The organism is Mesorhizobium waimense (assembly GCF_003601975.1).
GTDB lineage: Bacteria > Pseudomonadota > Alphaproteobacteria > Rhizobiales > Rhizobiaceae > Mesorhizobium > Mesorhizobium waimense.
Genome location: NZ_QZWZ01000002.1, coordinates 113,143 through 136,151, shown reverse-complemented (window position 1 = coordinate 136,151; position 23,009 = coordinate 113,143). Strand labels below are relative to the sequence as shown.

23 protein-coding genes are annotated in these 23,009 nt (G+C 63.0%); 6 read left to right on the top strand and 17 right to left on the bottom strand.

What is annotated here, in order from left to right:
• Positions 1-7: 7 nt before the first annotated feature.
• From hydA to aptA, 4 genes are all read right to left on the bottom strand, one after another.
• Positions 8-1,459 (bottom strand): dihydropyrimidinase, encoded by a 1,452-nt coding sequence (gene hydA / locus D3227_RS03210; RefSeq protein ID WP_120012458.1) that lies wholly within the window; start codon positions 1,457-1,459, stop codon positions 8-10.
• A 13-nt stretch (positions 1,460-1,472) separates the two neighbouring features.
• Positions 1,473-1,943 carry a contact-dependent growth inhibition system immunity protein gene (locus tag D3227_RS03205; RefSeq protein ID WP_120012457.1) on the bottom strand — a complete coding sequence of 157 codons (471 nt, stop codon included), beginning with the start codon at positions 1,941-1,943 and terminating at the stop codon, positions 1,473-1,475.
• Positions 1,940-3,190, bottom strand: a complete 1,251-nt coding sequence (locus tag D3227_RS03200) for a Zn-dependent hydrolase (RefSeq protein WP_120012455.1) — start codon at positions 3,188-3,190, stop codon at positions 1,940-1,942. Before D3227_RS03200 ends, D3227_RS03205 begins: the two co-directional genes overlap by 4 nt.
• Before the next feature lie 71 nt (positions 3,191-3,261).
• Positions 3,262-4,590, bottom strand: coding sequence for an omega-aminotransferase AptA (aptA, locus tag D3227_RS03195; protein ID WP_120012453.1), 1,329 nt, complete (start codon positions 4,588-4,590; stop codon positions 3,262-3,264).
• Positions 4,591-4,844: 254 nt separating this feature from the next.
• Here aptA and D3227_RS03190 point away from each other — a divergent pair, with 254 nt between their 5' ends.
• Positions 4,845-5,474 (top strand): TetR family transcriptional regulator C-terminal domain-containing protein, encoded by a 630-nt coding sequence (locus D3227_RS03190; RefSeq protein WP_006204157.1) that lies wholly within the window; start codon positions 4,845-4,847, stop codon positions 5,472-5,474.
• A gap of 13 nt (positions 5,475-5,487) precedes the next feature.
• Here D3227_RS03190 and D3227_RS03185 read toward each other — a convergent pair whose 3' ends face one another.
• Entirely contained in the window at positions 5,488-6,360 is an 873-nt protein-coding gene (locus D3227_RS03185; RefSeq protein ID WP_120012451.1) for a helix-turn-helix transcriptional regulator, read from the bottom strand.
• A 101-nt stretch (positions 6,361-6,461) separates the two neighbouring features.
• Between D3227_RS03185 and D3227_RS03180 the strand changes: the two genes are divergently transcribed.
• Positions 6,462-7,307, top strand: a complete 846-nt coding sequence (locus D3227_RS03180) for an SDR family oxidoreductase (protein ID WP_120012449.1) — start codon at positions 6,462-6,464, stop codon at positions 7,305-7,307.
• Complete coding sequence (locus tag D3227_RS03175) at positions 7,304-8,026, top strand: SDR family oxidoreductase (RefSeq protein ID WP_120012447.1); 723 nt, start codon at positions 7,304-7,306, stop codon at positions 8,024-8,026. The genes D3227_RS03180 and D3227_RS03175 overlap by 4 nt, the downstream gene beginning before the upstream one ends.
• Positions 8,027-8,062: 36 nt before the next feature.
• Here the strand turns inward: D3227_RS03175 and D3227_RS03170 are convergent, their stop codons facing one another.
• The 7 genes from D3227_RS03170 to D3227_RS03140 form a co-directional block, all read right to left on the bottom strand.
• A complete protein-coding gene (locus D3227_RS03170) occupies positions 8,063-8,557 on the bottom strand; it encodes a DUF3592 domain-containing protein (protein WP_120012445.1) in 495 nt (164 codons plus the stop codon).
• A 95-nt stretch (positions 8,558-8,652) separates the two neighbouring features.
• Positions 8,653-9,030 (bottom strand): DoxX family protein, encoded by a 378-nt coding sequence (locus D3227_RS03165; RefSeq protein ID WP_120012443.1) that lies wholly within the window; start codon positions 9,028-9,030, stop codon positions 8,653-8,655.
• A gap of 66 nt (positions 9,031-9,096) precedes the next feature.
• On the bottom strand, positions 9,097-9,555 hold the full coding sequence (locus D3227_RS03160) for a carboxymuconolactone decarboxylase family protein (RefSeq protein ID WP_120012441.1): 459 nt from the start codon (positions 9,553-9,555) through the stop codon (positions 9,097-9,099).
• Between the two features lie 4 nt (positions 9,556-9,559).
• Complete coding sequence (locus D3227_RS03155) at positions 9,560-10,081, bottom strand: RrF2 family transcriptional regulator (RefSeq protein ID WP_120012439.1); 522 nt, start codon at positions 10,079-10,081, stop codon at positions 9,560-9,562.
• Between the two features lie 129 nt (positions 10,082-10,210).
• On the bottom strand, positions 10,211-11,524 hold the full coding sequence (preA, locus tag D3227_RS03150; RefSeq protein WP_120013030.1) for an NAD-dependent dihydropyrimidine dehydrogenase subunit PreA: 1,314 nt from the start codon (positions 11,522-11,524) through the stop codon (positions 10,211-10,213).
• A gap of 2 nt (positions 11,525-11,526) precedes the next feature.
• A complete protein-coding gene (locus tag D3227_RS03145) occupies positions 11,527-12,891 on the bottom strand; it encodes an NAD(P)-dependent oxidoreductase (protein ID WP_120012437.1) in 1,365 nt (454 codons plus the stop codon).
• A gap of 114 nt (positions 12,892-13,005) precedes the next feature.
• Complete coding sequence (locus D3227_RS03140) at positions 13,006-13,734, bottom strand: gamma-glutamylcyclotransferase (RefSeq protein ID WP_120012435.1); 729 nt, start codon at positions 13,732-13,734, stop codon at positions 13,006-13,008.
• A gap of 176 nt (positions 13,735-13,910) precedes the next feature.
• Between D3227_RS03140 and D3227_RS03135 the strand changes: the two genes are divergently transcribed.
• Positions 13,911-14,687: a VOC family protein gene (locus D3227_RS03135; protein ID WP_120012433.1), complete on the top strand. Its 777-nt coding sequence runs from the start codon at positions 13,911-13,913 to the stop codon at positions 14,685-14,687.
• Between the two features lie 116 nt (positions 14,688-14,803).
• Here the strand turns inward: D3227_RS03135 and D3227_RS44015 are convergent, their stop codons facing one another.
• Positions 14,804-14,941, bottom strand: coding sequence for a hypothetical protein (locus tag D3227_RS44015; protein ID WP_342633989.1), 138 nt, complete (start codon positions 14,939-14,941; stop codon positions 14,804-14,806).
• Entirely contained in the window at positions 14,923-15,285 is a 363-nt protein-coding gene (locus tag D3227_RS03130; RefSeq protein WP_342633988.1) for a hypothetical protein, read from the bottom strand. The genes D3227_RS44015 and D3227_RS03130 overlap by 19 nt, the downstream gene beginning before the upstream one ends.
• A 206-nt stretch (positions 15,286-15,491) precedes the next feature.
• Between D3227_RS03130 and D3227_RS03125 the strand changes: the two genes are divergently transcribed.
• Positions 15,492-15,884 (top strand): DoxX family protein, encoded by a 393-nt coding sequence (locus D3227_RS03125; protein WP_120012431.1) that lies wholly within the window; start codon positions 15,492-15,494, stop codon positions 15,882-15,884.
• A 27-nt stretch (positions 15,885-15,911) separates the two neighbouring features.
• On the opposite strand, the gene D3227_RS03120 is transcribed toward D3227_RS03125, so the two are convergent.
• Complete coding sequence (locus D3227_RS03120) at positions 15,912-18,353, bottom strand: GcvT family protein (protein WP_120012429.1); 2,442 nt, start codon at positions 18,351-18,353, stop codon at positions 15,912-15,914.
• Positions 18,354-18,418: 65 nt separating this feature from the next.
• Positions 18,419-19,957, bottom strand: a complete 1,539-nt coding sequence (locus tag D3227_RS03115) for a trimethylamine methyltransferase family protein (RefSeq protein ID WP_120012427.1) — start codon at positions 19,955-19,957, stop codon at positions 18,419-18,421.
• Between the two features lie 215 nt (positions 19,958-20,172).
• Here D3227_RS03115 and D3227_RS03110 point away from each other — a divergent pair, with 215 nt between their 5' ends.
• Positions 20,173-20,763 (top strand): transglycosylase SLT domain-containing protein, encoded by a 591-nt coding sequence (locus tag D3227_RS03110; RefSeq protein ID WP_120012425.1) that lies wholly within the window; start codon positions 20,173-20,175, stop codon positions 20,761-20,763.
• Between the two features lie 26 nt (positions 20,764-20,789).
• Here D3227_RS03110 and D3227_RS03105 read toward each other — a convergent pair whose 3' ends face one another.
• Entirely contained in the window at positions 20,790-22,994 is a 2,205-nt protein-coding gene (locus D3227_RS03105) for a dipeptide ABC transporter ATP-binding protein (protein WP_120012423.1), read from the bottom strand.
• Positions 22,995-23,009 lie beyond the last annotated feature (15 nt).

Here is a 23,009-nt window from a genome sequence, read left to right as displayed (position 1 = left end):
GCCAAGTTCAAACTCCGGTCGCCGGAATGCCGGTGCGCTCCACCTTGCGCGGCGCAGAAATTTCCTTCCAGGTCGACAGAGCCCGGTTGACTGCCGCGTTCGGCTCGCGCGCGACGAACTCGCCATGGCCGGGCTTTGCCTTGACGTCCGACTCCTCGATCGACAACTCGCCTCGCGAGAAGACAAAGCGCGGCAGGCCGGTCACCTCGAAACCTTCGAAGACATTGTAGTCGATCACCGACTGCTGCTTCTTCGAGGTGATCTTCTTCTTGCGCTTCGGGTCCCAGACGACGATGTCGGCATCCGCGCCTTCGACGATGGCGCCCTTCTTTGGATACATGTTGAGGATCTTGGCGATATTGGTCGAGGTCACCGCGACGAACTCGTTCATCGTCAGCCGTCCGGTGTTGACGCCTGTGGTCCAGAGCATCGGCATGCGATCCTCGAGCCCACCGGTGCCGTTCGGGATCTTGGTGAAATCGCCGACGCCGTTGCGCTTTTGGCTAGTGGTGAAGGCGCAATGGTCGGTCGCCACCACTTGCAGCGATCCGGCCTGCAGGCCGGCCCACAGCGAATCCTGATGCAGCTTGTTGCGGAAGGGCGGGCTCATCACGCGGCGCGCCGCATGGTCCCAATCCTTGTTGAAATATTCGCTCTCATCCAGCGTCAGATGCTGGATCAACGGCTCGCCGAACACGCGCATGCCTTTCTGGCGCGCCCGGCGGATCGCCTCATGCGCCTGTTCGCAGGAGACATGCACGACATAGAGCGGCACGCCGGCCATGTCGGCGATCATGATGGCGCGGTTGGTCGCTTCGCCCTCCACCTCCGGCGGACGCGAATAGGCGTGCCCCTCCGGGCCGTTGTTGCCGGCCGCGAGCAGCTTTTGCGAAAGCGCCGCGACCACGTCGCCGTTCTCGGCATGGACCAGCGGCAGCGCGCCGAGATCGGCGCAGCGCTGGAACGACGCATACATCTCGTCGTCATCGACCATCAGCGCGCCCTTGTAGGCCATGAAATGCTTGAACGAGGTGATGCCCTTGTCGACGACGGTGGCCATCTCGTCGAACACCTGCTTGCCCCACCAGGTGATCGCCATGTGGAAGGAATAATCGCAGGACGCCTTCGAGGTCTTGTTGTCCCACATCTGCAAGGCTTCGAGCAGCGACTGCTTCGGCGACGGCAGGCAGAAATCGACCACCATCGTCGTGCCGCCCGACAAGGCCGCGCGGGTGCCGGATTCGAAATCGTCAGCCGAATAGGTGCCCATGAACGGCATTTCGAGATGCGTGTGCGGATCGACGCCGCCCGGCATGACGTAGCAGCCAGCGGCGTCGAACTCATGATCGCCGTGAAGGTTCGAGCCGATGGCGGCGATCTTGCCGTGCTGCATCAGCACGTCGGCCTTCCAGGTGCGGTCGGCGGTGACGATAGTGCCGTTCCTGATGACTTTGGTCATTTTTGTTGTTCCCCTATATGCCCGCGTTGGCAGGCCTAAGCTTTCTTCGACTTATGGTGCTCGTGTCCTGTCTGCTCCAAGCCTCCCAAGCGGACTCGAAATGCGCGCGATGCTTGCCGATGTCTGACATGGTCTGATCCAGCGACCGCAAAATCCCGTCAAGCTCGATCCACAGATCGTGATGTTCCATCCAGAACTCCGCAGAAACCTTCAGGCAACTTTCAAGCAGATCGCCGTCGTAGAACGTCACCCCTATCAAGGGATTTTCAGCGAGGATGGATATCGCTTTGGGAACCACATATTCCAGTCCGAACCCTTGGCTGACCAGGAGAAGTATCTGCTCATTGGTCAGATTGCGCAGCGGCGTTGCCAAGGCGATGCTGCCCCGTTCGACAAGAGAAGTCGGATAAGGCGGCTGATCCGCCTTCCAGCCCAGCAGCACGTTGAGCGTCCGGTCCTCGTCAAAGGTGCGCCGAGGCTTCAAGCCACGATCTCCGCTGTCTCCACCACCGCGTGGAACAGCACGTCGGCGCCGGCCGCTGCCCATTCCTTGGAGATGTCCTCGGCTTCGTTGTGGCTGAGCCCGTCGACGCAGGGGCACATCACCATTGCCGTCGGCGCGACGCGGTTGATCCAACAGGCATCATGCCCGGCGCCGGAGACGATGTTGCGATGCGAGTAGCCGAGCCGGTCGGCGGCATCGCGGATCGCCTTGACGCAGTCCTTGTCGAAGGTGACCGGGTCGAAATGGCCGACCTGCTCGATTTGATATTTGATGTCGAGCGCATCGCAGATCGTGTCGATGCCTTCGCGGACGCGGGCATCCATCGTATCCAGCACTTCCTTTTGCGGCGAGCGGATGTCGATGGTGAACACGGTGCGTCCGGCAATGATGTTGCGCGAGTTCGGATAGACCTGCATATGGCCGACCGCGCCGACGGCGTCCGGCTGGTAGTCCATGGCGACCTCGTGCACCAGTTCGATCACCCGGGCCATGCCGAGCCCAGCATTGCGGCGCTTCGGCATCGGCGTCGAGCCGGTATGCGCCTCCTTGCCGGTCAGCGTCACCTGAAGCCATTTCAGCCCCTGGCCGTGGGTGACGACACCGATGTCGATGCCTTCGTCCTCGAGGATCGGCCCTTGCTCGATATGCAGCTCGAAGAAGGCGTGGATCTTGCGCTCTCCGACCTTTTCGGTGCCTTTCCAGCCGATGCGCTCGAGCTCCTCGCCGAATTTCTTGCCGTCCTTGTCGACATGCTCGTAGACCTCGGCCTGGTCGAGCACACCGGCGAAAACGCCGGATGCCATCATCGCCGGCGCAAAGCGCGCGCCCTCCTCGTTCGTCCAGTTGGTGACAACGATTGGATGTTTAGTCTTGATGCCGAGATCGTTGAGCGAGCGCACGACTTCGAGCCCGCCGAGCACGCCGAGCACGCCGTCATACTTGCCGCCGGTCGGCTGCGTGTCGAGATGGCTGCCGACATAGACCGGCGGCAGGCTGGGGTCGGTGCCTTCGCGGCGGGCAAACATGGTGCCCATCTCGTCGAGGCCCATTTCGAGCCCGGCGGCCTCGCACCAGCGCTTGAACAGATGCCGGCCCTCGCCGTCCTCGTCGGTCACGGTCTGGCGGTTGTTGCCGCCGGCAATGCCGGGGCCAATCTTCGCCATCTCCATTATCGAATCCCACAAACGGTCTGAATTCACTCGCAGATTCTCGCCGGGGGCGGCCATTCAAAGTCCTCTCATTTCATTCCATAGAGGGCGGCGGTTCCCGACGCCGCCCTGACTGTGGTTCTAAGCTATCAATCTATCGACCTCAGCACATCACGCACATGGTCGATCAATTCGTTGATCTGGCCCTTGGTGATGATCAGCGGCGGCGACAGCGCGATGATGTCGCCGGTGGTGCGGATCAGCGCGCCGCGCTCGAACGCCTTGACGAAGGCCGAGAAGGCCCGCTTGGTCGGCTGGCCGGCGATCGGCGCCAGTTCGATAGCGCCGATCAGGCCGATGTTTCTGATATCGATGACATTCGGCTCGCCCTTCAGTGAATGCAGCGCGTCTTCCCAATAGGGCGCCAGTTCCTCGCCGCGGGTGAGCAAGCCCTCTTCCTTGTAGGTGTCGAGCGTGCCGAGTGCGGCCGCGCAGGCGATCGGGTTGCCCGAATAGGTGTAGCCGTGGAAGAACTCGATCATGTGCTCGGGGCCGGTCATGAAGGCGTCGTGGATTTCCTTCTTCACGAACACCGCGCCCATAGGGATGACGCCGTTGGAGACGCCCTTGGCCGTCGTCATGATGTCGGGCGTCACGCCGAAATAGTCGGCGGCGAACGGCGCGCCGAGGCGGCCGAAACCGGTGATGACCTCATCGAAGATCAGCAGGATGCCGTGCTTGGTGCAGATCTCGCGCAGCTTCTGGAGATAGCCCTTGGGCGGCAGGATGACGCCTGTGGAACCGGCAACCGGCTCGACGATGACGGCGGCGATCGTCGAGGCGTCATGCAGCGCGACGATGCGCTCCAGCTCGTTGGCGAGTTCCGCACCGTGCTCCGGCACGCCCTTGGAGAAAGCGTTCTTCTCCGGCAGGTGCGTGTGCGGCATGTGATCGACACCGCCGAGCAGCGTGCCGAACATCTTGCGGTTGGAGACGATGCCGCCGACCGAGATGCCGCCGAAATTGACGCCGTGATAGCCGCGCTCGCGACCGATCAGGCGGGTGCGCGCGCCCTCGCCCTTGGCGCGGTGATAGGCGATCGCCATCTTCAGCGCCGTGTCGACCGATTCCGAACCGGAATTGGTGAAGAAGACATGGTCCATGCCCTTCGGCGCGATGTCGACCAGGCGGTTCGCCAGTTCGAACACGATCGGGTGCCCCATCTGGAAGGCCGGCGCATAGTCGAGCTCGGCCGCCTGGTGCTGGATCGCCTCCGTAATCTTCGGACGGCAATGGCCGGCATTGACGCACCAGAGGCCGGCGGTGCCGTCGAGCACCTTGCGTCCGTCGCTGGTTGTGTAGTGCATGTCCTTGGCGGACACGAACATGCGTGGCGCCTGCTTGAACTGGCGGTTTGCCGTGAACGGCATCCAGAATGCGCTGAGATCGTTCGGCGTGACTTTCAGCCGGTTGGACATGACCAGGACTTCCCCTTGTAACCTGTTTCGGTGCGGCTAACGCTTGGTCTTCCCAACACTTGGTCTTCGCGACGTTTTCGTGCTACGCAAATTTTGACCGATTGGACAAACGTTAGCACCGCCCTGTCGGCGGTCAAGGGACTACTAGCGGAAATGCGGTATCGGAAGCGCGCTCCACAGGCCGGGGAAAAACTGGTCCAGAGAATTGGTCCAGAGAGCCCGCGCGGCCGCGGCCGGCAAGGATGACGGAGACGATGGAAGGCTCCGCCCCTCGCCGCACCCGCATCCAGCAGGAAAAGCGTGAGCTGATCCTGGAAGCGGCGCTCGAAGTCTTCTCCGCCAACGGGTTCCGCGGCTCGACCATCGACCAGATCGCCGAAGCCGCCGGCATGTCGAAGCCGAACCTGCTCTACTACTTCCGCCGCAAGGAAGACATTCACGAAACGCTGATGGAGCGGCTGCTCGCGACCTGGCTGGCGCCGCTGCGCGAACTCGACGACATCGGCGATCCCTTGACCGAACTGCGCAGCTACATTCGGCGCAAGCTCGAAATGGCGCGCGATTTCCCGCGCGAGAGCCGGCTGTTCGCCAACGAGATCCTGCAAGGCGCGCCGCGCATCATGCCGCTGCTGGAAGGCGAGCTGAAGACGCTGGTCGACGAGAAGGCCGCCATCATCAAAGGCTGGATGCGCGCCGGCAAGATTGTGCGCACAGATCCCTGGCACCTGATCTTCTCGATCTGGGCGACGACGCAGCACTATGCCGATTTCGATGTCCAGGTCCGCGCCGTGCTCGGCGCCGACCGCGGCGGCGACGGCCGCTTCGAGGATGCCGCGAGGTTCCTGGAACAGCTGTTCATCGAAGGGCTGAAGCCGAAAGGCTAGCCTCGGGCAGAAATCAGGCGCTGCGCCGCTCGGCCGGCAGCGCCTCCAGCAGCAGCTGCAGCTTGGCGATCGAATTCTGCTCGGCGAGCGGCGTGTAGACGATCAGCCGCATATCCGAGCCGTCGTCGATCGAAAGGCTCATATGCTCGAAAGTCATCGCGCCGGCGATCGGGTGCCGGATGTGCTTCACACCCGACAATCTGCGCGCCACATCCCGCTGCGGCCACCACGCCCGGAATTCTGGACTTGAGCGTGTCATCAACTCGATCAGCCGTTCGAAATCCGGATCGCCGACATATTTCGCGCTCTCGGCCCGAAACGAGGCAAGCACTGAGCGCGCCAGTTGCTCCCAGTCGACAAGCAGGCGGCGATGGTGCGGGTTGGTGAAGACCATGTGGACGATGTTGCGGGCGTCACCTTCCAGCAGGCCATAATCATCGAAAACGGCTACGGCTGCCGGATTCCAGGCCAGCACGTCCCAGCGCCGCCCGACGACATAGGCCGGTTGCAAGACAAGGCTCTGCAGCATGTGCAGCAAAGGCCCGTCCACTTTTTCCGGCGTCACGGCACGACGCTCAGGCTGCTGGCGGCCGGCAAGCGTGAACAAATGCCGCTTCTCGGCGGCATCGAGCCGTAGCGCCCCGCAAAGCGCCGTCAGCACCTCGACCGAGGGCCGCACGTCCCTGCCCTGTTCCAGCCAGGTGTACCAGGTCGTGCCGACGCGGGCGATCATCGCCACCTCCTCGCGGCGCAGGCCAGGCGTGCGCCGCCTCTGGCCCGCAGCGATTCCGGTGGCCGACGGCGAAAGTCGTTCGCGGCGCGAACGCAGGAAGGCACCAAGCTCGCGCCGGCGGCTGTCTTCGGGAGAGTGTGTGGGAGCATCCATAAATCCAGCATAGCAGTATCGATACCAGGATAAAGTTTAAACTGTTTGCGCCATGCCAGGTGCCCCATCTTGCGTTCAGAGCAAACACGGAGGCTCCAGGCATGGATCTGAAAGACAAGACCGTCCTCATCACCGGATCGACCGACGGCGTCGGTCGCGTTGTCGTGCAAAGGCTCGGCGCCCGTGGCGCCCGCGTTCTGGTGCATGGCCGCGATGCGGAGCGCGGCAAGGCGGTGGTCGCCGAAATCGAAGCCGCCGGCGGCAAGGCCGAGTTGATGGACGCCGACCTCGCCTCGCTCGCCGAAGTCCGTCGCCTCGCAGAGGCCGTGCGCGCCAGGACCGACCGGCTCGATATCCTCATCAACAATGCCGGCATCGGCACCGCCGGCCAGGGCGCGAAGCGGCAGGTCAGCGCCGACGGTTACGAACTGCGCTTCGCCGTCAATTATCTCGCCGGCTTCCTGCTGACAGCAGAACTTCTGCCGATGCTCAAGGCGAGCGCGCCTTCGCGCATCGTCAACGTCGCCTCGGCCGGCCAGCAGGCGATCGACTTCGGCGACGTCATGCTGACCCGCGCCTATGACGGCGTTCGTGCCTACTGCCAGAGCAAGCTGGCGCAGATCCTGTTCACCGTCGACCTGGCAGAACGGCTGAAGGGCACCGGCGTCACCGTCAACGCTCTGCATCCGGCGAGCTACATGAACACCACCATGGTCCGGCAGGCGGGCATCACACCATGGAGTTCGGTCGAGCAAGGCGCGGAAGCCATCCTCAACCTCGCGACATCGCCCGATCTCGAAGGCCGCAGCGGCCTCTATTTCGACGGCCTGCGGGAATCCCGCGCCGATGCGCAAGCCTATGACGCGAAGGCAAGACAGCAATTGCGGGAACTGAGCCTCGACCTCGTCGGCCTCGCTCCCACCGCATCCAAGGAAAAGCATTCATGAGCAATAAGATCGAACATACCGTCATCATCGGCGGCTCCTCCGGCATCGGCCTTGCCACGGCGCGAAAACTGCTTGGCCCAGGCATGAAGGTGACCATCACCGGTCGCAGTCGGGAGAAGCTCGACGCCGCGTGGCAAAGCCTTGGCGGCGCCGTCGACAAGGCTGCCTTCGATGCCGCCAAGCCGGACGAGGTCCGTCAATTCTTCGATCGTACCGGTCCGTTCGATCATCTTGTCCTGGCCGCCAGCGGCGGCAAGGCAATTGGTCCGTTCGAAACGCTCGACCTTGCCGACATCGGCGGCGGCGTCGACGAGAAAGTCCTGCCGCAGCTGTCATGCCTGCAGGCGGCCTTGCCGACCCTGAACAAGAACGGCTCGGTCACCTTCATCTCGGCGGTGTCGGCGCAATTGTCGGCGCCGGGCGTCGCCGGCATCGCCGCCGTCAACGGCATGTTGCTGACGGTGGTGCCGATCCTGGCCGTGGAGCTCAAGCCGCGGCGCGTCAACGTCGTGGCGCCGGGCGTCATCGATACGCCCTGGTGGCATTTCCTGCCTGATGAGCAGCGGCGGGCCGTGTTCACCGAGTATGCCGGCAAGACACCAGTCGGCCGCATCGGCCGCGCCGAAGATGTCGCCGACGCCATCGCCTTCCTCGTCTCCAACGGCTTCGTCACCGGCCAGGTCCTGACCTGCGACGGAGGCCTGCGCTATGCCGCGTGAGCGGCACGGCGAGGATGCTTTCCTGAGAGCGAGGGCTCAGTTGGACGTTAGGCCCGGCCAGAAGGCCAGCGCCATCAGGCCTGCCACGATCGTATACCAGAGCGCCGTGTGAGCCGCCTTCATGACCGGCCGCCCGGCTTCGCGCGCACGGTTCGGACGCTGGGGATCATACATCACCTCGACCGCCGCCCCGACCGAACCGGTCGCATCATTGACCGGCAGGTTCGAGTCGAAGCGCCAGATGTGCCCCTGGCGATCGGTGAACTCTATGGTCGGGGTGTTGGGCGCGTCGTCCGACATGTCGATCTTCACCACCTTGCCGGTCGCATAGGCACGGCGGCGGCGCAGCACCAGATCGCCATAGGTGTGGGGGACGACGAGCACGAGGACAAAGACGCCGCACAGGAAGCACCATATCTGCATGTCGGTGGGGAAATAGCCGAGCGCTTCGGCGATCGCCCGAAACGGCAACAGCGCATGGTGGAAGGCCTGCGAAACGCTCCCCCAGAAGCTGTTCCAGCTTTGCTCCATAAAGGCTCCGACAGCGAAACTGCGCCAATCCTATCAGGCATTCGCGACGAAGCGATTAATCGGGCGGCGATTGATCCGGCTGCGCCGCCAACTGGTCAAAGCGGCTGCGCCATCAGCGACAGGAAGCCGCCGGTCAGAGCGACATTGGCGACAAAGCCGTTGATGCTAGCCGCTCGTTCGGGTCCCTGATGATCCCAGAAATTGTCGAACATGATCGTCGCGACGACCAGGAACAGGATCAGGCCTGTGGCAGCAAGTGCGGTCCAGATGCCCACTATGACAAGTCCGCCGGCACCGATCTGCAGGGCGATGCCGAGCCACAGCGCCAGCCCCGCCTGCGGCACGCCGCGTGCTGTCATCAATTGGATCAGGAAGGCCGCGTTCGCGATGTTGCGCAGGCCGGCAAAGACGAAGGCGCCGCCAAGCAGCAGGCGGGCGACAACCAGAATCTCATTCTGAAAATTTGCGAGCATGGTGCTGATCCTCAAACGAAAAAGGCGCGCGGGCCTTGCATATGCGGCCCGCGCGATAGCTCGGCCTCAGGCAGCCTTCGCCGCCGGCATCGGATGAATGGCCTGGAACGGCACGCAAAGCCGGTTCCAGGTGTTGATCATGCCGATCGCGACAGACAGCTTGACCAGTTCCTCTTCCGAGAAATGCTCGAGCGTCCGTGCATAGAGGTCGTCCGAGACACCGTTTTCGGCGATCTTGGTCACCGCTTCGGTCCAGACGAAGGCGGCGCGTTCGCGCTCGGAAAACAGCGGCGATTCCTTCCAGGCCGAAGCCAGGTAGAGCCGCTGCTCTGTCTCGCCGTCGCGCCTGGCCTCGCGGCTGTGCATCTCGACGCAGTAGGAACAGCCATTGATCTGCGATGCCCTTAGCTTGATCAGGTGCAGAAGGCTTACCTCGAGCCCGCATTCGTCGACCGCCTTGTTGAGCACCGACACCGCCTTCATGATCTCCGGCGCCTTGGCGAAAAACTGAAGCCTCTGTTTCATCCTCTTACCTTTCACTCTTGCTTGGTTGAACTTTCTGCGGCCTCTGGTGGCGCACAACGAAGGCACAGTTCGCGGCAAACGATCGCGGATCGGCATCGCTCTGGTAGGCAGCGACGATGTCGGACAGCCGGGCCTCGGCGAGCGCGGTCCGATAAGCACGCTCGGCCTTGAGCATCGCGGCATTGATGCCGCACGGTTTCACATAGGCGGAGGCATCGAGCCTGACCGGGCCGCGCTGGCGGATCTCGCCACAGCGGAAGGCCGGCTCGCGACCCTCCACTGCCAGCACGATGTCGAGCAGCGTGATCCGTTCCGCCGGCCGCGCCAGCCGGTAGCCGCCCGCCGGCCCCGGCACCGATTCCAGGACGCCCGACGCCGCGAGCTGGTTGAGATGCTTCAGAAGATAGCTCGGCGACAGGCCGAATGCCTCGGCCATCGCGGCGCCCGGCATGGTCGCCGCCCCATCCACGCCGGCGAGCATCGCAGCGCAGTGGATCGCCGCCTCAACGCCCTCACCAAGCTTCATCGTGCCGATCTCCTATTCGTGGATATTTTATATCATGGATAATATTTATCTGCAATAGCTATCGAAAAAGCAGCGGCGCCCGCAAGCGCCGCTGCCTAATTGCCATCGCCCTATGACGTTGAGGCGATTTTACTCCGCGGCCACCTTGGCCATCGGGTTGTTGGGATGCGTCGTCCAATTGGCATAGACCGGCGATACCGGTTTGCCGGTGCGCTGGTCCATCGCACCAGCGGCCAGCGGCTCCATGGTGATGCAATTTTCGACCGGGCAGACGTTGACGCACAGATTGCAGCCGACGCATTCGGCCTCGATCACCTCGAAGTGCCTCTTGCCGTCGACCATACTGGTGATCGCCTGGTGCGAGGTGTCCTCGCAGGCGATGTGGCAGCGACCGCATTTGATGCAGGCGTCCTGGTCGATATGCGCCTTGGCGACATAGTTGAGATTGAGATACTGCCAGTCGGTGACATTGGGCGTGGCGCGGCCGACAATATCGTCGAGCGAGGCATGGCCCTTCTCGTCCATCCAGTTTTCGAGGCCCGCGATCATCTCCTGCACGATCTTGAAGCCGTAGGTCATCGCCGCCGTGCAGACCTGCACGTTGCCGGCGCCGAGCGCCATGAATTCGGCCGCGTCGCGCCAGGTGGTGATGCCGCCAATGCCGGAGATCGGCAAGCCATGCGTTTCGGGATCGCGCGCGATCTCGGCCACCATATTCATGGCGATCGGCTTCACAGCCGGGCCGCAATAGCCGCCATGCGAACCCTTGCCGTCGATGGTCGGCTGCGGCGCGAAGCTGTCGAGGTCGACACCGGTGATCGAATTGATGGTGTTGATCAGCGACACCGCATCGGTGCCGCCGGAGTGCGCCGCGCGCGCCGGCTTGCGCACATCGGTGATGTTGGGCGTCAGCTTGGTGATGACTGGCATGCGGGTGTTTTGCTTGCACCAGCGCACCACCATTTCGATGTATTCCGGCACCTGGCCGACGGCAGCACCCATGCCGCGCTCCGACATGCCGTGCGGACAACCGAAATTGAGCTCGATGCCGTCGGCCTCCGTCTCCTCGACCACCGGCAGGATCGCCTTCCAGGCATCCTCGACGCACGGCACCATCAGCGAGACGACGATGGCGCGGTCGGGCCAGTCCTTCTTGACCTGTTTGATCTCGCGCAAATTGACCTGCAGGTCGCGGTCGGTGATCAGCTCAATGTTGTTGAGGCCGAGCAGGCGGCGGTCCGCACCCCAGATCGCGCCATAGCGCGGACCATTGACGTTGACGACCGGCGGACCTTCCTCGCCGAGCGTCTTCCAGACCACCCCGCCCCAGCCCGCCTTGAAGGCGCGGATGACGTTGTAGGCCTTGTCGGTAGGCGGCGCCGAGGCCAGCCAGAACGGATTTGGCGATTTGATGCCGACGAAATTGTTTCTGATATCTGCCATGCTCATGCCCTCCCGTTCGAGGTCAGTGCCCGGTTGATCGATTCCGCCGCGTCGCGGCCTTGCGCCACGGCCGAGACGGTCAGGTCGTCACCGCCGAAAATGCAGTCGCCACCGGCCCAGACCTTCGCAAGCGACGTCCGGCCTTCGGCATCGACCTTGATGCGGCCGGCTTCGAGTTCGATCGATGCCCCGCTGCCGTTGAGCGCGGCAGGGACAAAACTCTGGCCGATTGCCTTGAACACCTGGTCTGCGACAAGCGTCAGCGTCTCGCCGGTGCCGGCGAGCTTGTCGCCGTTCATTGCCGTGTATTCGAGTTCGATGCCCGACACCTTGCCGCCCTCGGCAATCACGCGCTTCGGCTGCAGCCAGTGGCGGATGGTGACGCCGTTGGCAGCGGCCAGATCCTGCTCGAAGCCGGAGGCATTCATATGCTCCTGGCCGCGCCGGTAGCAGATCGTCACTTCCTCGGCACCGAGCAGCTTCGACTGCACCGCGGCGTCGATCGCCGTCATACCGCCGCCGATGACGACGACACGCCGGCCGACCGGCAGGCCGGAAAGATCGCTGGCCTGGCGAAGCTCGGCGATGAACTCGACCGCATTGGTCACGCCGTCCGCGTCCTCGCCATCGGCACGCAGCGCGTTGACGCCGCCAAGCCCCATGCCGAGGAACACGGCGTCGTAATTGCGGATCAGATCCGACAGCTGATAGTCGCGGCCGAGCGCCTTGCCGTTCTGGATGTCGATGCCGCCGATCGAGGTCACATAATCGACCTCGGCCTGGGCGAAATTGTCGACGCTCTTGTAGGCGGCGATGCCATATTCATTGAGCCCGCCAGCCTTCGGCCGCGCTTCCAAAATGGTCACGTCGTGGCCATGGCGGGCGAGCCGGTGTGCGGCCGCCAGACCCGCCGGCCCAGCGCCGACCACGGCAACCGTTCTTCCGGTCGGCTCCGGGCGCGGATAAAATTGCTTGTTCTCGCTCATGGCGACATCGGTGGCGTAGCGCTGCAGGCGGCCGATCTGCACCGGCTTGCCTTCCGCCACCTCGCGCACGCAGACCTCTTCGCAGAGCGTCTCGGTCGGGCAGACGCGAGCGCACATGCCGCCCAGGATGTTCTGGTCGAAGATCGTCTTGGCCGAGCCGATCGGATTGCCGGTCGATATCTGGCGGATGAACAGCGGGATGTCGATCGAAGTCGGGCATGCGTTCATGCACGGCGCATCGTAGCAGAAGTAGCAGCGATCGGATTCGACCAGCGCCTCGTGATGATCGAGCGGCGGGTGCAGATCGGAAAAATTGTCGGCATATTGCTCGGATGACAGCCGGCCGCCGGCGATGCCTTCCTTGAAATGACCAGTCGCCATTCCGGTTCCCCTTGTTTTCGTTTTGGGGAAGGCTAGCACGTTTTATTTTTTTATCAATTGGTCAATTTTCGGCCAAGCTGCTGAAATCTTTCGATAAAAACATGATAATTATAGTCATGTTATTGGAACTGCCGACGCGGAGTGAGCACCGGTCTCAACGTGGCCATGGATCGACCTGATCTCGTCCGCGACCAGTCGCTGCAGTCGCCAAAGATTGCGGTCCTGGATGCCGAATTCTTCGAGGTGGCTGACGGTGTTGTAGAGATACTCCGCTCCGGAGCCGACATGCCCGCAGGCGCGCGCCAGCACCTTTGCCACCGTCTCCAGCGGCTGGTTGAGCGAGGTGCCCCTGCCGGTCACCCCGACCCAGAAGCCCAGCGCCCGCAACGTCCTTTGCGCCGTGCGCACCGGAACCCATCGCACCGAGCCGATGCTCTCGTGATCATCGATCTCACGTCGCAGCAGCCTTTCGATCTGCGCAGGCTTCTCACCGTCGGGCAGACGGTAGATCACGCCATCGCATCGCCCGCCCCGTTCGAGCGCCATCATCAGGCCCGGCTGCGCCACGCTGCCGCGCCAACGGACCATGTCGAGGCAGAAGGAGCGATGCCAGCCAAAGGCGGTGGCACGCTGTCGCTCGACGGATTCGAATGCCGGCTTCCAGATCAGCGAGCCATAGGCGAAAACCCACAATGGCCCCTCGTCGGCTTCGCCGGACAGACGCAAGGCCAGAGTCCGGAAATCGTCATCGTTCAACTGAGTCCAACTGCCATCAGGGCCAGGATCGACCTCCTCCCGATGGCACAGTGCGACAAGGTCCGGCGTGAGCGACATCTGGCGCATGGATCGACAACCCCTCGTTGGGACAAGGAAAGGCGAAAACCGCAAAGGAGGCAAGACTGGAACAACGGCGCCCTTGCCGTCCTCGATTTCTGGCCCAGATGTCGGATTTCTGTCGCGAGGATCGTCCTAGGATGGATCGACCGCGATCGATGCATGAAACGGTGAGGAGACCGACAATGCCCAAATCCCCGATGCCCTTCTTCTGGTATGAATTGATGACCACCGACCTCGACGCCGCCGAGGCCTTCTACACTGCTGTCGTTGGCTGGACCGCACAGCCGTTCGACATGGCGCCCGGCATGCCGCGTTACATCGTCATGAATGTCGGCGAGCGCGGCGTCGGCGGGCTGATGACCTTGCCGGAGGACGCGGCCAAGATGGGCATGCCGCCGGCCTGGCTCGGCTATGTTCACACCAAGGACGTCGATGCCGCGACGCAATCGCTGAAGGACGCCGGCGGCAAGCTTCACCGCGCTCCCGATGACATTCCGGGCGTCGGCCGCTTTGCCGTCGTCGCCGACCCGCAGGGTGCTACCTTCATGCTCCTGCAGCCGAACGGCCCCGACCAGCCGCCGGTGCAGGCCAACACGCCCGGCCATATAGGCTGGCACGAACTCTATACGTCGGACTGGAAGGCCGCCTTCGATTTCTATTCCGGTCAGTTCGGCTGGGAAAAGGGCGATGCCATGGATATGGGGCCGATGGGCATCTACCAGACTTTTGCGGCCGGCCCCGAATCCGGCGGCGGCATGATGAACAAGCCCGAGCAGATCCCCGTGCCGGTGTGGCAGTTCTATTTCAACGTGCCAGCCATCGATGCGGCGGCCAAGCGCGTCACCGACAATGGCGGCAAGATCTTGATGGGCCCGATGGAGGTTCCCGGCGGCAGCTGGATCGTGCAGTGCCAGGATCCGCAAGGCGCGCATTTCGCGCTGATGGCGCCGGTTCGGTAGCAGCGTCGCGCCGAGAATGGCGAAACCAGCAGCAACTGCCAGTCTCCCCCAAGCGGGGGAGATGTCCGGCAGGACAGAGGGGGGGCGCCGTCCCGCCGGCCCTATGCCCTTTGAGATTACTCCGGCGACAACACCGCGACCTTGAGGTTCGCCTGCTTGGCACCGCTGAGCTGGATTGTGGCCGGGCCGGCGGACAGCTTGAAGCGCATGCTCTTGCGGATGCCCGTGCAGGTCTTTACGCCGCTGAAGCCCAAATGGCATGGCCGTCCTGAATGACATCGATCCAGGCCTCGTCGGACAGGGTTATCCTGATTGTCCCTTCGGGCGGTACAACCAGGCTGGCGGTCGCGCCAAAGGTGCCAAACGCCAGAGGCCGTTCAGGCGCAACCTCGAAGGTAGCAGTGTCGATCGGTTCCAGAGAAAGGTCGGCGGCCGCTTCGGTCTCCAGCGTCGCGCCTGGCCGTGCCGCCGGCGCTGCAGCAAACAGCGCCTGCTCGCCCGTCACCGGCCACTTGAAGGCTGCACAGCCGGCGTCGTCGGCTATGGCGACGCTGGTGCCTGCAAGGATGGCGAATAGGCTGATGGCGACTTTTTTCATGGCAAAGGGGACCCACTTGGTTTGGAATATCTACATATCAATACAACCATAGCGATAATAATGCAACCATAGAGAGAGCAATACGAGGTCAGATTGGGGAACATTTCCAATCACCGATTGTTGATGGCAGGCCGTGGGAAGTGAATGGTCCATTAACGGGCGATAATCTATGGCCGGGCTGGATGGGTCGAAAAATGGAGTTTTAGATGAAGCTTTTTGAAGGTCTCGCCAGATTTCAACCACAGGCTCTGGCCGTGCTGCGCGTCATGACGGCGTTGCAGTTCATCGAGCATGGCTCGCAAAAACTGTTCAATTTCCCGGTCGGCGAGCATGCGGGCACCTTGACCGGGCTGACGCTCACCGCCGCCATCCTCGAATTCGTCGGCGGCATCCTGCTGGCGCTTGGGCTTTTCACCCGGCCGGTGGCGTTCCTGCTCTGCGGCGAGATGGCGATCGCCTATTTTATGGCGCACATGCCGCGCGACTTCTTCCCGGTCAACAATGGCGGCGATGCGGCGATCTCCTTCTGCTTCATCTTCCTCTACCTGGTGTTTGCCGGCGCCGGCGCCTTCGCGCTGGACAACCGCCGCAGCGCCTGAGCAGGCCGAGAAGATGCGCGTCTTGGATCAGGCGCGCATCCGCTCGAAGTTGGCATCGAACAGCGGCACAGGCTGCATGCGTGCGGCATGGCGCTTGCCCAGCAATTCAATCTCGAAGCCGTCGCTCTCGTCGGCAATCTCCTTGGCCACATAACCGATGGCGACGGACTTTTTCGAATGATGCGCATAGCCGCCCGAAGTGACCCAACCACGCACGGCGCCGTCGAACCAGATCGGCTCGTCGCCGATGACATCGGCATCGTCGGCCTCGACGATGAAGGTTCGCAAACGCAGCCTGCCGCCTTGCTTGCGCTCGGCAAGCGCCGCCTGCTTGCCGATGAAATCGGCCTCCTTGCCATAGGCGACGAAGCGATCGAGCCCGGCCTCCAGCGGTCCGTAGATCGGCCGGTATTCGCGCGCCCATGAGCCGTAATTCTTCTCCAGCCTGAGCGCATTGAGCGCACGCGAGCCGAACAGGCCGATGCCGAATTCCTCGCCGGCCGCCATCAGTGCCTGGAACGCGGCGCGCTGATATTCCGGCGCCACCCACATCTCGTAGCCGAGATCGCCGGTATAGCTGACACGGCCCACCAGGCATGGCGCCATGCCGATATCCATTTTCGCGACTGCCATGAAGGGAAAAACAGAATTGGAGACATCCGCGCGGGTGACTTTCGCCAGCATCTCTCGGACCTTCGGTCCGGCGATTGCGAGACCCGTGAGTTTTTGCCCCAGCGCCTCGATGCGAACCGAGCCGTCGGCAGGAAGATGCGCCTCGAACCAGCGCATGTGGTACTGCTCGGCGAGGCCGGAGCCGGCGATGAACCATTCGCCCCTATTGGAATTGGGGGCACCGAGGTTGGCGAGCGTGAAATCGCCAATCAGCCTGCCGTCCTCCTTCAGCATCGGCGCCAGCGTCATGCGGCCGGGTTTCGGCAGCTTGCAGGCAAGGATACGGTCGAGCCACGTTGCCGCCCCCTCGCCCGTGACCTTGTATTTGGCAAAGTTCGAAATCTCCGCCAGGCCGACGCTCCCACGAACCGACGCGACCTCGCGGGCGACGTGGGAAAAATCGCTCGAACGCCGCCACGAGAACTCATCCTTGACGCCTTCAGGCGCATACCAGAGCGGCACCTCTAGCCCATAGGAGACACCCCACTGCGCGCCCCTGGCTGACAAAAGGTCGTAGACCGGCGTCGTCTTCAGCGGCCGCCCGGCCGGCAATTCCTCATTGGGGAAGCGGATCGAGAAGCGCCGCGAATAATTCTCGCGCACCTTGGCATTGGTATAGGCCATCGTCGCCCAGTCGCCATAGCGCGAAACATCCATCGCCCAGATGTCGGCGCCGGGATCGCCCTCGATCATCCAGTTCGACAAAGCCAGGCCGACGCCGCCGCCCTGCGAGAATCCCGCCATGACGCCGCAGGCGACCCAAAAACCCGGCAGGCCGCGTACCGGCCCGACCAGCGGATTGCCGTCAGGTGCAAAGGTGAACGGCCCGTTGATGATCTGCTTGATGCCGGTGTTCTGGAAGGCGGGGAAATGGCGGAAACCGACCTCCAGCGACGGCGCGATGCGGTCGATGTCCGGCTCCAGCAGTTCATGGCCGAAATTCCACGGCGTCTGGAACTCGGACCACGGCTTGTTGGCCTTTTCATAAGTGCCCATCAGCATGCCGCCGCGCTCCTGGCGCAGATACAGTTCGCCATCGAAATCGACCGCGTGGATGATCTCGGTTCCGGTCTTGGCGTTCCAGGCGGCGACCTCCGGCATGTCCTCGGTGATGAGGTACATGTGCTCCATGGCGAGCACCGGCAGTTCGAGCCCGACCATGCGGCCGACCTCGCGCGCCCACAGACCGCCGGCATTGACGACATGCTCGGCCACCACCTCGCCCTTGTTGGTGATGACACGCCACATCCCGTCGGGGCGCCGCACGATGTCCTCGACTTTGGTGAATCGTTCGACATCGGCGCCGAGCTTGCGCGCGGCCTTGGCATAGGCATGGGTGACGCCGGACGGGTCGAGATGGCCGTCCTCCTTGTTTCTGACAGCACCTACGAACTGCTTGGGATCGAGCAGCGGCATCAGTTCAGCCGCCTCGTTGGGAGAGATCTCCTCGAGGTCGATGCCGAGATAGCGGCCCTTGGCAACGACGCCGCGCAGCCAGTCAAGCCGCGCCTCGGTGGCTGCCAGAAGCACGCCGCCGGTCAGGTGCACGCCGGTCGCCTGCCCCGACAGCTCCTCGATCTCCTTGTAGAGCGAGATCGTGTATTTCTGCAGCTTGGCGACGTTGGGATCGCCATTGATCGTGTGCATGCCGCCCGCCGCATGCCAGGTCGAGCCGGACGTCAGCTCGTCGCGCTCCAGAAGCACGACATCGGTCCAGCCATGGCGGGCCAGGTGGAACAGCACGGAACATCCGACGACACCGCCGCCAATGACCACGACCTTTGCATGCGACTTCATGAGTTCTTCTCGTTATTTCATTGAGTTGGACGGATGATATGAATCGAGATGGGAGGAGCGGTGCATCACGGCTCGCCCTGCCCAATCGCTTCCTTGCGCTTGGCCACATAGGTCTCCAGCGCTTCGCGCACGGCAACATCCATCACCGGTTCGACATAATCTTCCAATGCCTTCTTCCACAGTCGCGTCGCACGCGCCGTGGCGTCGAGCCCGCCGGCCTCCTGCCAGGCCTCGTAGTTCTGCCAGTTGGACAGCATCGGCTGGTAGAAGGCGGTGGCGTAGCGCTCCAGCGTGTGCGGCTCGCCGAAGAAATGGCCGCCGGTCGGCACCGCACCCAGCGCCTCGACTGCCAATTCGGCTTCATCGACCACGATCGGGCGTAGAAACTCCATCATGTGCTGGATCATTTCGACATCGATGATGAGCTTTTCGAACGATGCCGTCAGCCCGCCCTCCTGCCAGCCAGCAGCGTGGTAGACGAGATTGCCGTGGCCGAGCACCGCGCCCCACAGGGCCATCAGCGTCTCATAGGCACCTTGCGCGTCGGCGGCGTTAGAGGCTGAGCCCGGCGTCGTGCGGTAAGGCAGATTGTAGCGTCGCGCCAGTTGTCCGGACGCGATGTTGGCCTTGGTGTTCTCCGGCGTGCCGAAAGCCGGTGCGCCCGACTTCATGTCGACATTGGAAGTGAAGGCGCCGTACATCACCGGTGCGCCGGCACGCACAAGCTGCGTCAGCACCACGCCGAACAGCGCCTCGGCATTCTGCTGCGCCAGCGCGCCGGCCAGCGTGACCGGGCTCATTGCCCCCATCAGCGTGAACGGGGTCACCGCGACAGACTGGCCGAACTCGGCCATCGTCATCAGCCCTTCGGCCATCATCTCGTCGAAGCGGCGCGGCGAGTTGACCGAGATGATGGTGGTGATGCCCGGGTCGTCGCGCATCTGGTCAAGGCTCAAGCCCCGCGCGATCGCCATCATCTCGATGCCGTCCAGCGCCCTGCCCCGCCCGATCGCCGAGACATGGAAGCTCTTGTCGGTCAGCGTCAGATTGGTGAAGTAGGTGTCGAGGTGGCGGGAATTTGCCGGCAGCTCCACCGGCGCGCAGACCTGGTTGCCAAGCATGTGGATGCAGTTGAAATGCTGCGCCAGCCGGGTGAGGTCGGAATAATCGCGCAAATTGCCGGCGCGGCGGCCGCGTTCCATATCGTGCACATTGGGCGGCCCGGCGACCAGCGTGAAATTGATGGTGTTGCCGCCGAGATGGACGGCGTTGGCCGGGTTGCGTGGCGTCAGCGTATAACTCGAGCGCGTCGTTTTCAGCGCTTCCTCGACCATACCGCGATCGATGCGGACATTCGCCGTCGCGTGATCGACCTTGGCCCCAGCCCTCTCGAACAACGACAACGCCCGCGGGCTCATTACCTCGATGCCGAAATTTTCCAGAATGTGCATCGCAGCTTCATGTATCGCCTCGATCTGGTCGGCCGAGAGCATGGCCATCGGCGGATAGGGATTGGTCACCCGTCTCAGCGGCAGTTGCGGGATGGCGGCCGGGCCCCTGTTGCTGGTTCGCTCGGCGCCGCGTTTGCGTCTTGGTTCGGTCATGGCCCATCAAAGCGCCGGCGCGGCGACAGCGATGTCAGAAATCCGCCGTTTACAGGCGAGATTTTAGCCAAGGCGGCATTTCCGAAATTCCATAGAAACAAAAGCGACAGAACAGGTCGAAATATCGATTCTGATCTGCACGGGTGAACGCGAGCAGCGGGCCGTTAAGAAACGCTGCAAGAATCCCTTTATGTTTTCAGCCTATTCGTCTGCCAATGCGTAGGTCGAGTTTTAGTAAAATTGTAGCTGTCACCGTGCTGCTGGCGCTTTCCGCCTGCGCGACGCCTCCGAACCATATCAACGATGTCTGCGCCGTCTTCGACCAGAACGACGGCTGGTTCGACAACTGGCAATCGGCTGCCGAGCGCGCCGAGCAGAAATACGGCATCCCGGTCCCCGTACTGATGGCGACGGTGCGCAAGGAATCCGGCTTCAAGAGCAATGCCAGACCCCCGCGCACCAAGCTCCTCGGCTTCATCCCATGGAAGCGCGTCTCATCGGCTACGGGTTACTCGCAGGCGCTGGACGGCACCTGGTCGCAATATCAGAGCGAGACCGGCAACTGGGCAGCGCGGCGGACAAAATTTGCCGACGCCGTCGATTTCGTCGGCTGGTATCATTCCAAGACATCGGACACGCTCGGCGTCGCTCGTAACGACACCTACAATCTCTACCTGGCCTACTATCTCGGCTGGACCGCCTACGGCCGCGGCAATCGCGGCGATGCCGGCGTGCAGGGCTATGCGCGGGCGACCGAAAAGATGGCGCAGGACTACGCCGCGCAGCTCCGCCAATGCGGCAACTGACGAAGTCGCGATCTTACCTCGATCCGTCAGTTCGGCTTCTTGCCACCCGGGCGTTTGGGCTTGGCGGCGGCCGGTTGCGCCTTCGTCACCTGCGGCGCGTCTTCCGGCACGCCCTCATGCGCGGCGTGCTCCTTGTCGAACTTGATCACCGGCTCCATCTTGGCCAGCACGTCGTCGGCAAGCCAGCACAGGCTCATATGGCCATCGCCCAGATTCTTTACTGGCGGCACCTTGGTCTCGCACAGATTGTCCGGCACCAGCTTCTTGTAGCCGCAGCGCGTCTGGAACGGGCAACCGCTCGGCGGGTTCATTGCCGACGGGATGTCGCCCTCCAGCACGATGTGCTTCTTGACCACGCTTGTGTCGGCGATCGGGATCGCCGACAGCAGCGCCTCGGTATAGGGATGATAGGGCGGTGCGAAGATCTGGTCGGTCGTGCCCTGCTCGACGATATAGCCGAGATACATGACGACGACACGGTCGGCGATGTAGCGCACGACGGACAGGTCATGGCTGATGAACAGCATCGTCGTCTTGTTCTTGCGCTGGATGTCCATCAGCAGCTCGGTCACCGCCGCCTGAACGGAGACGTCGAGCGCCGAGACAGGCTCGTCGGCCACCACCACCTTGGCGTCGCCGGCAAAGGCACGTGCCACGCCGATGCGCTGCTTCTGGCCGCCTGACAGCTGACGCGGCTTGCGGGTCTCGAACGCCCGCGGCAGCTTCACCAGGTCGAGCAGTTCGAGCATCCGCTTGCGGCGCTCGGCGACATTGTTGCCGACATTGAACTTTTCCAGCGTGCGGATGATCTGCGAGCCGACCGTGTGGCTAGGGTTGAGCGTATCGAACGGATTCTGGAACACCATCTGGATCGACGACACCGTTTCGACGCTGCGCTTTTCGATGCCGGTCGACTGGATTTCCTTGTTGCCCAGCGTCACGCTGCCGGAACTTGCCGTTTCCAGGCCGAGCAGCACCTTGGCCAGCGTCGACTTTCCGCAACCGGATTCACCGACGATGGCCACCGTCTCGGATTCGCGCGCCATGAACGAGATCGTCTCATTGGCCTTGACGACGCGGCCCTCGCTCGAACCGAACACCTCGTTGCCGCCGACTTTGTAGTATTTCCTCAGGTCCTCGATCTTGAGCACCGGCGCGCCGGGGACGACGCGCTCATTGACCTTCTTGGCGCCCGGCGGCAGCGCTTCCCAGTCGATCTCGTTGAAGCGCACGCAGCGCGAAAAATGCCCTTCGTGACCTTCGACCTCGATCATCGGGATCTCTGCGGCGTTGCAGACGCCCTCGACGAAATGGTGGCAGCGTGGACCGAAATTGCAGCCCTTCGGCCGCTCGTGCGGCAGCGGCAATTGTCCGGGGATCGAGATCAGCGGCCGCGAATTCTTGTCGGCGCCGGGCAGCGGGATCGAGCGGAACAGGCCTTGCGTGTAGGGATGGCGCATCCGGTCGAAGACGTCCTTGATCTTGCCGGTCTCGACCGCCTCGCCCGAATACATCACCGTGATGCGGTCGCAGGTCTCTAGGATCAGGCCGAGATTGTGCGACACGAAGATCATCGACGTGCCGAACTTCTCGCCGAGCCCCTTGACCAGGTCGACGATGCCGGCCTCCACCGTGACGTCGAGCGCCGTCGTCGGCTCGTCGAGCAGAAGCAGCGCCGGCTTCGACAGCAGCGCCATGGCGATGACGATGCGCTGCTGCTGGCCGCCGGAAAGCTGGTGCGGATAGGACCGCATCATGCGTTCGGGATCGGGCAGCCTGACCGAGCGCACCATGTCGAGCGCTCGGCTGTAAGCCTCTTCCTTCGACACCTTGTCGTGGATCAGCGGCACTTCCATCAATTGCTGGCCGACCTTCATCGCCGGATTGAGGCTGGCCATCGGCTCCTGGTAGATCATGGCAATTTTGTTGCCGCGGATGGCGCGCAGTTCCTCGTCGGACAGTTCGCCCATGTCCTTGCCCTGGAACTTGATCCGGCCGCCGACGATCTTTCCGATGTTGGACAGGTCGCGCATGATGCCGAGCGACACGGTCGACTTGCCGCAGCCGGATTCGCCGACGATGCCCATGGCCTCGCCGGGCATGACCGTGCAGGAGAAATCCATGACGGCCGGTATCTCGCCCTTGCGGGTGAAGAAGGAGATCGACAGGTTCTCGATCTCGATGATCGGCCCATCGGTCGGCTTGCCGGGATTTCGAACTGCCTCGTTCATGGGTCGCTCCAATCC

Excerpts from the sequence above, each read along its gene's own strand:
- hydA (WP_120012458.1), bottom strand. The coding sequence starts at position 1,459 with ATGACCAAAGTCATCAGGAACGGCACTATCGTCACCGCCGACCGCACC.
- D3227_RS03200 (WP_120012455.1), bottom strand. The coding sequence starts at position 3,190 with ATGGCCGCCCCCGGCGAGAATCTGCGAGTGAATTCAGACCGTTTGTGG.
- aptA (WP_120012453.1), bottom strand. The coding sequence starts at position 4,590 with ATGTCCAACCGGCTGAAAGTCACGCCGAACGATCTCAGCGCATTCTGG.
- D3227_RS03190 (WP_006204157.1), top strand. The coding sequence starts at position 4,845 with ATGGAAGGCTCCGCCCCTCGCCGCACCCGCATCCAGCAGGAAAAGCGT.
- D3227_RS03185 (WP_120012451.1), bottom strand. The coding sequence starts at position 6,360 with ATGGATGCTCCCACACACTCTCCCGAAGACAGCCGCCGGCGCGAGCTT.
- D3227_RS03180 (WP_120012449.1), top strand. The coding sequence starts at position 6,462 with ATGGATCTGAAAGACAAGACCGTCCTCATCACCGGATCGACCGACGGC.
- D3227_RS03175 (WP_120012447.1), top strand. The coding sequence starts at position 7,304 with ATGAGCAATAAGATCGAACATACCGTCATCATCGGCGGCTCCTCCGGC.
- D3227_RS03170 (WP_120012445.1), bottom strand. The coding sequence starts at position 8,557 with ATGGAGCAAAGCTGGAACAGCTTCTGGGGGAGCGTTTCGCAGGCCTTC.
- D3227_RS03165 (WP_120012443.1), bottom strand. The coding sequence starts at position 9,030 with ATGCTCGCAAATTTTCAGAATGAGATTCTGGTTGTCGCCCGCCTGCTG.
- D3227_RS03160 (WP_120012441.1), bottom strand. The coding sequence starts at position 9,555 with ATGAAACAGAGGCTTCAGTTTTTCGCCAAGGCGCCGGAGATCATGAAG.
- D3227_RS03155 (WP_120012439.1), bottom strand. The coding sequence starts at position 10,081 with ATGAAGCTTGGTGAGGGCGTTGAGGCGGCGATCCACTGCGCTGCGATG.
- preA (WP_120013030.1), bottom strand. The coding sequence starts at position 11,524 with ATGGCAGATATCAGAAACAATTTCGTCGGCATCAAATCGCCAAATCCG.
- D3227_RS03145 (WP_120012437.1), bottom strand. The coding sequence starts at position 12,891 with ATGGCGACTGGTCATTTCAAGGAAGGCATCGCCGGCGGCCGGCTGTCA.
- D3227_RS03140 (WP_120012435.1), bottom strand. The coding sequence starts at position 13,734 with ATGCGCCAGATGTCGCTCACGCCGGACCTTGTCGCACTGTGCCATCGG.
- D3227_RS03135 (WP_120012433.1), top strand. The coding sequence starts at position 13,911 with ATGCCCAAATCCCCGATGCCCTTCTTCTGGTATGAATTGATGACCACC.
- D3227_RS03130 (WP_342633988.1), bottom strand. The coding sequence starts at position 15,285 with ATGAAAAAAGTCGCCATCAGCCTATTCGCCATCCTTGCAGGCACCAGC.
- D3227_RS03125 (WP_120012431.1), top strand. The coding sequence starts at position 15,492 with ATGAAGCTTTTTGAAGGTCTCGCCAGATTTCAACCACAGGCTCTGGCC.
- D3227_RS03120 (WP_120012429.1), bottom strand. The coding sequence starts at position 18,353 with ATGAAGTCGCATGCAAAGGTCGTGGTCATTGGCGGCGGTGTCGTCGGA.
- D3227_RS03115 (WP_120012427.1), bottom strand. The coding sequence starts at position 19,957 with ATGACCGAACCAAGACGCAAACGCGGCGCCGAGCGAACCAGCAACAGG.
- D3227_RS03110 (WP_120012425.1), top strand. The coding sequence starts at position 20,173 with ATGCGTAGGTCGAGTTTTAGTAAAATTGTAGCTGTCACCGTGCTGCTG.
- D3227_RS03105 (WP_120012423.1), bottom strand. The coding sequence starts at position 22,994 with ATGAACGAGGCAGTTCGAAATCCCGGCAAGCCGACCGATGGGCCGATC.